The organism is Pseudomonas sp. SMSB3, assembly GCF_052041965.1.
Taxonomy (GTDB): Bacteria; Pseudomonadota; Gammaproteobacteria; order Pseudomonadales; family Pseudomonadaceae; genus Aquipseudomonas.
In genome coordinates this window covers 102272-111305 of sequence record NZ_JBKGGV010000015.1, presented here as the reverse complement: position 1 = coordinate 111305, position 9034 = coordinate 102272, and the positions used below count along the sequence as shown (strand labels likewise).

Sequence of the window (9034 nt, the reverse complement as noted above, 5' to 3'; positions counted from 1 at the left end):
GCTCGATCTGAAAACCAGCACAACACTATGCCGCAACCCGCCCAGGTTGGACTTCCCCGCCCGGAAACCGCAAAATGGCCCCTTTCCTCAATCTTCTGTTCGGATCTGCTGACTCTATGCGTATGCGCCTGATGCTGTTGGGTGGTGGCAATGCCCTCGGGCAAGCGCTGATTCGTCTTGGGGCCGAGGAGGGCATCTCGTTCCTGGCGCCGCGTCCGCCGGAGGATGGCTGGGCGCCGGCAAGCCTCACTCAGTTGCTCGACGATCACCGCCCCGATGCCCTGGTCAACCTGGCTTACTACTTCGACTGGTTCCAGGCCGAGTCGGTCAGCGAACAGCGCCTGGCCCAGCAGGAGCGTGCGGTGGAGCGCTTGGCCGAGTTGTGCCAGCACCACCAGATCACCTTGGTGCAGCCCTCAAGCTACCGGGTGTTCGACGGCTCGCGCGCCACTGCCTACAGCGAGAAGGACGAACCGGTGCCGCTGGGGCTGCGTGGCCAGGCTTTGTGGCGTATCGAACAAAGCGTGCGCGCGGCCTGCCCACAGCATGTGCTGTTGCGCTTTGGCTGGTTGCTCGACGAAAGCATCGACGGTGCGCTGGGGCGTTTCCTGACCCGCGCCGAGCAGCCTCAGGAGCTGCTGCTGGCCGATGATCGTCGCGGCAACCCGACCCCGGTCGATGACGCCGCGCGGGTGATCCTGTCGGTACTCAAGCAGCTGGATTGCAACGCACCGCTGTGGGGCACCTACCATTACGCCGGCAACGAGGCGACCACGCCGCTGGCGCTTGGCCAGGCGATTCTCGGCGAAGCCGGGCAGTACCGCCAGCTGGCGGTCCAGGCGCCGACGGCCCAGGCCCACGCCGCTCGCCCGGATGCAAGCGAAGAGCCGCAACACGCGGTGCTGGCCTGCAAGAAAATTCTTCACACCTTCGGCATCAAGCCGCGCGCCTGGCGCGCCGGTCTGCCGCCTCTACTGGATCGATTCTACCGCCATGGCTGATGCCCCCATCCTGATCACCGGCGGCGCCGGCTTCATTGGCTCGCACCTGTGCGACGCGCTGTTGGACAAAGGATACGCCGTACGGATTCTGGACGATCTTTCGACCGGCAAGGCTGACAACCTGCAGCTGGGCCACCCGCAGCTCGAGTTGATCGAAGGCGACGTCGCCGACGCCGCGTTGGTCCAGCGCGCGGCCGCCGGGTGCCGGGCCGTGGTTCACCTGGCCGCCGTGGCCTCCGTGCAGGCATCGGTCGAAGACCCGGTGAAAACCCACCAGAGCAACTTCATCGGCACCCTCAACGTTGCCGAAGCCATGCGCGTACAGGGGGTGCGTCGCGTACTGTTCGCCTCGAGCGCAGCGGTGTACGGCAACAACGGTGAGGGCCAGTCGATTGGCGAAGAAACGCCCAAGGCGCCACTGACGCCTTACGCCGTGGACAAGCTGGCCAGCGAGCAATACTTGGACTTCTACCGCCGCCAGCATGGCCTGGAGCCGGTGGTGTTCCGTTTCTTCAATATCTTCGGTCCGCGCCAGGACCCGTCATCGCCGTATTCCGGGGTGATCAGCATCTTTGCCGAGCGCGCGACCCAGGGCTTGCCGATCACCGTGTTCGGCGATGGCGAACAGACCCGTGACTTCCTCTACGTCGGCGATCTGGTGCAGGTCATGGTGCAGGCGCTGGAGCAGCCGCAGGTCGAAGAAGGGGCGGTGAACATCGGGCTGAATCAGGCGACCTCACTGAACCAGTTGCTGATGGCGCTGGAGCAGGTAGTCGGCAGTTTGCCGGCAATCAGCTATGGCCAGGCACGTTCGGGCGATATTCGCCATTCGCGGGCAGACAACCAACGCCTGCTGGCACGCTTCGCCTTTCCCCAGCCAACGCCCATGGTCGAAGGCCTGGCCAAGTTGCTCGGCAAGGCCTGATCGGCAGGCTCGGCCTGGCCCTGCGGCAGGGCTGAAATACAGAAGGGCGGCTCAGGCCGCCCTTTGCACACGCTTCAGAACTTGTAGCCAAGGCCGACCATGTAGACCCACGGGTCGACATCGACATCCACCTTGGTCTTGCTGTAGCCCAAGGCAGTCGGGCCGTTGACGCTGGCCTTGGTGTCAATGTCGACGTACCAGACCGAGGCATTGACCAGCAGGTTGTCGGTGATCATGTAGTCCATGCCCAGTTGCCCGGCGATGCCCACCGAGTCTTGCAGCTTCAGATTGCTGAAACCCTGTTGCTTGCGTGTGCTGCTGAGGTCTTCATCGAAGAACAGCGTGTAGTTGATACCGACGCCCGCATAGGGCTGGAACTTCGAGCCGGGGTCCATCGGGTAGTACTGCACCGACAAGGTAGGTGGCAGTTGCTTGATGTTGGCCAGTTTGCCGTCCAAGCCCGCGCCCAGGCCCTTGACCCCAACGGTGTGCTGGAACGGCGTGGCTGCCAGCAGCTCAAGGCCGATGTGGTCGGTGAGCATGTAGCCGAAGGTCAGGCCCAGCTGGGTGTCGCTGTCCAGGGTAGCCTTGGTTCCGGAAACCTTGGCGCCATCGAATTTGAGGTCGCTGCTGCTTTCGTTCGGGGCAGTGGTGATGGCGCCGGCGCGAACGATGATGTCGCCGGCCTGGTGGGCGTGGGCAACGGGGGCGGTGAGCGCAAGGGCCGCGAGCACGGCGCCGAGCATGGACTTGTTCATGGAAGCTCCCAAAGGACGTGAGTAATCAAGTGGTCCAATGGTACGGAGCCGTCTAAACAGAATGTTTGACCCAGCTCAAAGAAGCGTCTTCACAAATTCGAAACAGTTCTCACTTGAGCTCATAAGCGTAGATTTTCTCCGCTTCCAGTTGATAACCAGCATCGGCCAGTTCGCTGCTGGACGCTTTGACCTGCATCTTGCCCTCGATCCAGTAGGGCTGATACAGGTCCTCCACGCGCACGCCCATCTCGCTGAAAATGTGCACGATCTGGTTCGATGGCGGTGGCGGCACATGGATGCACGCGCCGTAGTACGGCACCAGCAGAAACTCCGTGGTTCGCCCTTCCTCGCTCACTTCCAGCGGCACGATGTAGCCCGGAATCTTCACTTGCTGACCGTCGAGGCTTCGCACCACCGGAGCATTGGGCGCCTGTTGATGGGCCGGTGGTGCCGATTCGGCCGACAGCGCGTCACTGAGCTGGGACATGTCGTGCAAGGGAGCCAGCTGTGGCGCAATGACCGGCGCGCCCTCGGGGATCAGTGCCGGCCAGTCCAGCTCGCGCGGCTCTGCGGCCCAGGCCGGCACGGCCAGCGACAGCAACAGCGCCAGCGCCAGCGCAAAGTGCACTGGCTTGCCCACGAGCAGGCCATGGAAGTATCGGATCATTGCACAGGTTCTCAGAGGTGGATCGACAGGCCATCGGCCAGCGACTGCCGATAGGCACGCCAGGCCGGCACACTGCCCATCAGCAGCGCTGCGCCGAGGATGATAGCCAGCAATGTCCACTCATGGGGACTCGGTGCGGCCAGCGGCAGGTCCAACCCGTAGTTGGCTTGCACATAGCCCTGGGCCAGGGCGATCCCCGCGTACAGCAAGCCCAGCCCGGCGCCGATGCCGATCAGCGCCAGGGCCAGCGCTTCGAGCACCAGCAGGCCGCCGATGTGCCACGGCCGTGCGCCCACCGAGCGCAAGATGGCCATTTCCCGGCGACGCTCGTTGAGGCTGGTGAGAATCGCCGTGAGCATGCCGATCAAGCCCGTCAGCACGACGAACAACGACACCACGAACAACGCCTGCTCGGCAGTCCCCATCAGGCTCCACAGCTCTTGCAGGGCGACCCCGGGAAGGATTGCCAGCAGCGGCTCGCTGCGATAGTCGTTGATCTCGCGCTGCAGGCTGAAGGTCGCGATCTTGCTGTTCAGGCCGAGCATGAACGCGGTGATGGCCGCGGGCTGCAGGTCCATGGTACGGGCCTGCTCGGCGCTGATCCGCCCGGCGCCACGGGCGGGCACGCCGTTGTGCCAATCGATGTGGATCGCTTCCATCCCTGCCAGGCTGATGTGCAAGGTGCGGTCCACGGGCGTGCCGGTGCGCTTGAGCACGCCGACCACGGTGAACGGCTTGTCGTCGTGCTTGACCAGGCTGATGGCAGCGACGCCATGGGCCAGCACCACTTTATCGCCAAGCGTGTAGTGCAGGGCGTCGGCCACTTCGGCGCCGAGCACCACTTCGAATGGGTCACTGGCAAATGCACGACCCTGGCTCAGTTCAAGATGCTGCCGACGCCCGTACTGATAATGGCTGAAATAATCGCCGGTGGTGCCCAGCACTCGATAGCCCCGGTGCGAGTCACCCAGTGAAATCGGGATCGCCCACTTCACCCGCCGATCCTGGGCGTAATGCTGGAAGCTGTCCCAGCGAATGTTATTGGTCGCATTACCGATGCGGAACACCGAGTAGAGCAACAGATTGACCGAACCCGAGCGAGCCCCGACGATCAGGTCGGTGCCGCTGATGGTGCTGGCGAAGCTGGCGCGCGCTTCGGTACGCACGCGTTCGACCGCCAGCAGCAGGCATACCGACAGGGCGATGGCGAAAGCGGTGAGAAACGCGGTGAAGCGGCGGTTGGCCAGGCTGGCCAGGGCAAGGCGGAGCAGGTACATCAGGCCTCCCGAGACGTGGCGGCGCGGTTGAGTTCGGCCAAGGACAGGTGCCGGTCGAACAGCGGCGCCAGGCTTTGGTCGTGGCTGACGAACAACAGGCTGGAGCCTGCCCCGCGGCATTCGTCGAACAGCAGGCGGATGAACGACTCGCGGGTGTCGGCGTCCAGCGCCGAAGTCGGCTCGTCAGCGATCACCAGTTCCGGTTGGCCGATCAGCGCGCGTGCCGCAGCGACGCGTTGCTGCTGGCCAATCGACAGGCTGTCGGCACGCCGTGCGAGCAGGGCCGGGTCACCCAGGCCCAGGTGTGCAAGCAGCTCGCGGGCAGCCTGGTCGACGCTGCCGTGGCGTTGCGCGGCGCGCTCGGCGCGGCTACGCGAGAAGCGGCAGGGCAGCTCGACATTTTCCCGCACCGACAGAAACGGCAGCAGGTTGAACTGCTGAAAGATGTAGCCAGTGTGGTCGACCCGAAAGCGGTCCCGGTCGCCTTGGCCGAGTAGCGCAAGGTCCTGGCCGAGCAACTGGATACGTCCCTGATCTGGCCTGTTCACGCCGCCCAGCAGCCCGAGCAGGGTGGTCTTGCCACTGCCGCTGGGGCCTTTGAGAAACAGCGCCTCGCCGGCTTCCAGGCGAAATGCCGGGATATCCAGCAGCGCAGCCTGGCCAGGCCAGGCGAACAGCAGGTCTTGCAGTTCAATCAGTGCCTGGCTCATCTCAGAATGTGACCACAGCCTTGGCTGGCGAGGTCTCGGTGCCTTTCTGGCCATTCGCGCCGATCGATTGCACGATGATCTTCTGCGTGGCCGGGAACGCCTTGTACAGCGGCGACAGGTCGATCTGGGCAAGTTTCTCGGGGTTGGCGCAGGTCAATTGGTAATGCGCGTTGATGTCGCTGTGCACGTGGCCCTTTTCATGCTCGCCGCCGTCAGCGTCCGCTTTGCCGGCGTCGCCGAACAGCGGGCTTTCCAGCGCTTGCTGGTCTTCCTTGCATCCGGCAGCCGGGGCCAGGCCGAACAGCTTCAGCGGCTGCTCCAACTGCTGGCGCACCGCCGCGACCTTGGCTTTGTCGGCATCGCTGCTGGCGGCGTGTTCAAAACCCACCAGGTTCATCGCCGGGCTGTCGAGTTCCAGCTCCAGGGTATTTCCGTCGACCACGGCGTTGAGCTTGGCCACGCCGTGTTCATGGGCACCGAGCGTGCCGTGGGCATGATCGTGATCGTGCTCGTCATGGGCGTGGGCCATGGCCAGCGGCAACAGGGTGAGAGGCAGGGCAAGCAGCAGACGACGCATGACGACTCCGAAGACAGGCGGTTGGGGATGGTTATGTTATAACGAATGTCAAGCGAGCCGCCAGCCCGGGTGGCGCAGGTTTCATGTTGCGGTAGCATGGCCCGATCAATTGAGCACAAGGGCATCAGCATGAGAATTCGCGGGCAGATTGGTGAGTGGCCAGTGGACCTGACCATCGAGCTTGAGCCGCACGAGTGGGCGCAGCTGGGGCGGCAAGTCCAGACCCAGGGCCTACCGGTCGAGCCTGTGGTAGTCGCCCCAGCGCCGCGCGCCGATGACAGTCAATGGCAGGCGGCACAAGAGCTGCTGCGTCTGGCCGGGCAAATGAGCGGCCCATTGCTGCTCGATCGCCTCGAAGGCCTGGCAGGCAGCACAACGGCCGGCAAACGCCTGCTGGTGCGCCTGCGCCACAGCAGTGAGGTGAAGGTGGAAAGTGGCGCCGATGCGCCGGTGTACCGCTGGGTAGGGTGAGCATCACCTGCCCAGGCTGCCCGCGAGCGCGGGCAAACCCTGTTCAGTATTGCGCCATCAGAACATCGCCGAAGACAAACGCCGCCGATACACACTCACCAGCGGATGGTCACTGCCCATTAGCTCGAACACCTGCAGCATCGCCTTCTGCGGCAAACCGTTCTCATACCCGCGATTGCGCTGGAACAGTTTCAGCAAACCCTCCAACGCCGCCTCGTACTGCTGGCGTGCCAACTGCTGAATGCTCAGCTGATAGGCCGCTTCGTCGTCTTGCGGGTTCTGCGCCAGGCGCGTCTTCAGGTCAGCCACTTCCGGCAGGCTGGCGGCCTGGCGCAGGAAGGTCAGTTGCGCCTTGGCACCGGCCAGTGCGGCTTTGTGGTCGTCGGACTTGACCGCCTGCAGCACGCTCTCGGCCTCGTCCAGCTCGCCACGCTCGGCCAGGCAACGGGCGTACAGGATCAACGCTTCGGCATTGCTGTTGTCCTCACCCAGCAGGGCCTTGAGCGCCGCTTCGGCTTCGGCGAAACGGCTTTCGGCGAACAGTTGCCTGGCACCTTCGAGCGGCGAGGCCGCGGCAGGGGCCGGCAGCTGCACGTGCGGCTCGAGCATGGCGCGGATGGCCGATTCGGGCTGGGCGCCGGCAAAGCCATCGACCGGCTGACCATCCTTGAACAGCACCACGGTCGGCAGGCTGCGGATACCGAACTGCGCTACCACCTGCTGCTCGACGTCGCAGTTGATCTTGGCCAGCAGCAGCTCGCCCTGGTAGCCTTCGGCGATTTTCGCCAGCAGTGGCATCAACGCCTTGCAGGGCGCACACCATTCGGCCCAGAAGTCGACCAGTACCGGCTTGTGGAAGGAATTCTCGATCACCAGCTGTTGGAACGTGGCATCGGTGGCATCGAAGATGTAGGGGGTGTCCTGGCTCATCGCGACTCTCGCAAATCCGTGAATGGCACCACTATAAAGGCTCGCGGCTGGCGTGGTACAGGCTGACCCGGCGGAATTCGTGCGGTTCGGCCAGGTCTGGCAAGGTCAGCGCTTGCAGTACCTCCAATTGGCGGTACAGCGGATGGCTGAAATCACGTACGCGCGAGTCGGCCACCAGCGCTTGCCGGCCACGCTTGAGAAAGGCATCGAGCAGAGGCAGGTTGGCGCGGTCGTAGAGCACGTCGGCCACCAGAATCAAATCGAAGCGGTCTGCCTCGGCGAAGAAATCGCTGCTGTAGCCCAGTTTCACATCATTGAGCCGGGCATTCGCGCGGCAGGCGTGCAGGGCCAAGGGGTCAAGGTCGCACGCCACCACCTCCAGGGCCCCGGCACGGGCGGCGGCGATACCGGCGATGCCCGAGCCTGCACCGAAATCCAGCACACGCTTGCCAGCTACCCAGTGCGGATGGGCAGCCAGGTAGCGCGCCATGGCCAGGCCGCTGGCCCAGCAGAAGCTCCAGTAGGGCGGGTCTTCAAGAATGCGCTGTGTCTCTTCACTGCTGAAGGCACGGTCCATGTTGTGCTCATCGATCAGCCACAGCTTCAGCGCACAGCCAGGCAAGGCCCTGACCGCCAGCTGCGCTTCGCCGATCAGGGCGCTGAGCGCCTGTTGCAGGGCAAGCGGCACCACTTACGGCGCTTTCTCGAAACGCAGCGGGCCGGTCGCCTGGGTCTGGGCCTGGGTGATACGCAGCGGCGGCAGGTGCATGATCAACTGCCCGGAGCGGCTGGCGCGGCCGCGCAATTCGACGCGAGCACCGGCCGGGAAGGCCTCGGGGTTGAAACGCAGCCGATAGGGCAGCGCCTGGCCGTTGCCGCTCAAGGTGCTGCTGGCCAGCAACTGCTGCGGACGATCACGCTCGTCGATGACCAGCAGCGCCAGCTCCACGTCGGCACCGGCCGGGATCTCCAGCAAGGTACCGCTCAACTCGCGCTGGTAGGCAGGCAAGGGGCCGAGCGCTTCGGTAGCGTTTTTCGCCACCTTGGCCGGCGCGGGGGCAGGAGCGGTGTCGGTCTTGGGGCGATCGCTGCCGCAGGCGACGAGCAGGGAGGCGCAGCACAGCACGAGGAGCGCACGAACGGGCATGGGTGGGTCCTTCACGGGCAGAATTGTATGGATGTTAACCCCTTTGGCTTGTCTTGCCAGTGCAATGCGCTACCATGGCCCTCCCTTTTTTTGTTGCCTGCCACCATGCACTGTCCGTTTTGCGGTGCCAATGACACCAAGGTCATCGACTCGCGTCTGGTCGCCGAGGGCGAACAGGTGCGTCGCCGTCGTGAATGCGTCGCCTGTGGCGAGCGTTTCACCACCTTCGAAACTGCCGAACTGGTCTTGCCGCGCCTGATCAAGCAGGACGGCACCCGCCAGCCTTTCGATGAAGACAAGCTGCGCGCCGGCATGCAGCGCGCCCTGGAAAAACGCCCGGTGAGCGTCGAGCGCCTGGAAGCGGCCCTTGCCCATATCAAAAGCCGCCTGCGCGCCACCGGCGAGCGCGAGGTCAAGTCGCTGGTGGTGGGCGAGCTGGTCATGGCTGAGCTGCGCAAGCTCGACGAAGTCGCCTACATCCGCTTCGCCTCGGTCTATCGACGCTTCCAGGACCTGGACGAGTTCCGCGAAGAAATCGACCGCCTGGCCCGCGAGCCGGCCAAAGAGTGAG

At 64.4% G+C, this 9034-nt stretch carries 12 protein-coding genes; 4 read left to right on the top strand and 8 right to left on the bottom strand.

The genetic code is table 11. The features are described from left to right. Positions 1–116 precede the first annotated feature (116 nt). Together ACLEJW_RS20770 and ACLEJW_RS20765 are read left to right on the top strand one after the other, a co-directional pair. Complete coding sequence (locus ACLEJW_RS20770; RefSeq protein ID WP_145190345.1) at positions 117–1001, top strand: sugar nucleotide-binding protein; 885 nt, start codon at positions 117–119, stop codon at positions 999–1001. Next, on the top strand, positions 994–1926 hold the full coding sequence (locus tag ACLEJW_RS20765) for an NAD-dependent epimerase/dehydratase family protein (RefSeq protein ID WP_145190348.1): 933 nt from the start codon (positions 994–996) through the stop codon (positions 1924–1926). The genes ACLEJW_RS20770 and ACLEJW_RS20765 overlap by 8 nt, the downstream gene beginning before the upstream one ends. A gap of 74 nt (positions 1927–2000) precedes the next feature. Here ACLEJW_RS20765 and ACLEJW_RS20760 read toward each other — a convergent pair whose 3' ends face one another. The 5 genes from ACLEJW_RS20760 to ACLEJW_RS20740 all read right to left on the bottom strand — a co-directional run bounded on the left by ACLEJW_RS20760 (position 2001) and on the right by ACLEJW_RS20740 (position 5915). Further along, positions 2001–2684, bottom strand: coding sequence for an OmpW/AlkL family protein (locus ACLEJW_RS20760; RefSeq protein ID WP_145190351.1), 684 nt, complete (start codon positions 2682–2684; stop codon positions 2001–2003). 109 nt (positions 2685–2793) lie between these two features. Continuing rightward, the gene (locus ACLEJW_RS20755; protein ID WP_440778167.1) at positions 2794–3351 is read right to left on the bottom strand and encodes a DUF3299 domain-containing protein; all 558 of its coding nucleotides are present in this window, start codon (positions 3349–3351) and stop codon (positions 2794–2796) included. 11 nt (positions 3352–3362) lie between these two features. Then, a complete protein-coding gene (locus ACLEJW_RS20750) occupies positions 3363–4628 on the bottom strand; it encodes an ABC transporter permease (RefSeq protein WP_440778166.1) in 1266 nt (421 codons plus the stop codon). Then, positions 4628–5338, bottom strand: coding sequence for an ABC transporter ATP-binding protein (locus ACLEJW_RS20745; protein WP_440778165.1), 711 nt, complete (start codon positions 5336–5338; stop codon positions 4628–4630). The genes ACLEJW_RS20750 and ACLEJW_RS20745 overlap by 1 nt, the downstream gene beginning before the upstream one ends. A 1-nt stretch (position 5339) precedes the next feature. After that, positions 5340–5915 (bottom strand): DUF2796 domain-containing protein, encoded by a 576-nt coding sequence (locus ACLEJW_RS20740; RefSeq protein WP_440778164.1) that lies wholly within the window; start codon positions 5913–5915, stop codon positions 5340–5342. A gap of 129 nt (positions 5916–6044) precedes the next feature. On the opposite strand from ACLEJW_RS20740, the gene ACLEJW_RS20735 reads away from it, so the two are divergent. Beyond that, positions 6045–6386, top strand: a complete 342-nt coding sequence (locus ACLEJW_RS20735; RefSeq protein ID WP_440778168.1) for a hypothetical protein — start codon at positions 6045–6047, stop codon at positions 6384–6386. A 57-nt stretch (positions 6387–6443) separates the two neighbouring features. Here the strand turns inward: ACLEJW_RS20735 and trxA are convergent, their stop codons facing one another. From trxA to ACLEJW_RS20720, 3 genes are read right to left on the bottom strand one after another with little or no spacing between them, the layout of a single operon-like run. Then, positions 6444–7316: a thioredoxin gene (gene trxA / locus ACLEJW_RS20730; protein ID WP_440778163.1), complete on the bottom strand. Its 873-nt coding sequence runs from the start codon at positions 7314–7316 to the stop codon at positions 6444–6446. A gap of 31 nt (positions 7317–7347) precedes the next feature. Continuing rightward, positions 7348–8007: a class I SAM-dependent methyltransferase gene (locus tag ACLEJW_RS20725; protein WP_440778162.1), complete on the bottom strand. Its 660-nt coding sequence runs from the start codon at positions 8005–8007 to the stop codon at positions 7348–7350. Then, positions 8008–8463 (bottom strand): YbaY family lipoprotein, encoded by a 456-nt coding sequence (locus ACLEJW_RS20720; protein WP_313457668.1) that lies wholly within the window; start codon positions 8461–8463, stop codon positions 8008–8010. Positions 8464–8568: 105 nt separating this feature from the next. Here ACLEJW_RS20720 and nrdR point away from each other — a divergent pair, with 105 nt between their 5' ends. Beyond that, positions 8569–9033 (top strand): transcriptional regulator NrdR, encoded by a 465-nt coding sequence (gene nrdR, locus ACLEJW_RS20715; RefSeq protein ID WP_016393425.1) that lies wholly within the window; start codon positions 8569–8571, stop codon positions 9031–9033. The last annotated feature ends 1 nt before the right edge of the window (position 9034 follow it).

Excerpts from the sequence above, each read along its gene's own strand:
- ACLEJW_RS20720 (WP_313457668.1), bottom strand. The coding sequence starts at position 8,463 with ATGCCCGTTCGTGCGCTCCTCGTGCTGTGCTGCGCCTCCCTGCTCGTC.
- nrdR (WP_016393425.1), top strand. The coding sequence starts at position 8,569 with ATGCACTGTCCGTTTTGCGGTGCCAATGACACCAAGGTCATCGACTCG.
- ACLEJW_RS20755 (WP_440778167.1), bottom strand. The coding sequence starts at position 3,351 with ATGATCCGATACTTCCATGGCCTGCTCGTGGGCAAGCCAGTGCACTTT.
- ACLEJW_RS20765 (WP_145190348.1), top strand. The coding sequence starts at position 994 with ATGGCTGATGCCCCCATCCTGATCACCGGCGGCGCCGGCTTCATTGGC.
- ACLEJW_RS20770 (WP_145190345.1), top strand. The coding sequence starts at position 117 with ATGCGTATGCGCCTGATGCTGTTGGGTGGTGGCAATGCCCTCGGGCAA.
- ACLEJW_RS20735 (WP_440778168.1), top strand. The coding sequence starts at position 6,045 with ATGAGAATTCGCGGGCAGATTGGTGAGTGGCCAGTGGACCTGACCATC.
- trxA (WP_440778163.1), bottom strand. The coding sequence starts at position 7,316 with ATGAGCCAGGACACCCCCTACATCTTCGATGCCACCGATGCCACGTTC.
- ACLEJW_RS20750 (WP_440778166.1), bottom strand. The coding sequence starts at position 4,628 with ATGTACCTGCTCCGCCTTGCCCTGGCCAGCCTGGCCAACCGCCGCTTC.
- ACLEJW_RS20745 (WP_440778165.1), bottom strand. The coding sequence starts at position 5,338 with ATGAGCCAGGCACTGATTGAACTGCAAGACCTGCTGTTCGCCTGGCCT.
- ACLEJW_RS20760 (WP_145190351.1), bottom strand. The coding sequence starts at position 2,684 with ATGAACAAGTCCATGCTCGGCGCCGTGCTCGCGGCCCTTGCGCTCACC.
- ACLEJW_RS20740 (WP_440778164.1), bottom strand. The coding sequence starts at position 5,915 with ATGCGTCGTCTGCTGCTTGCCCTGCCTCTCACCCTGTTGCCGCTGGCC.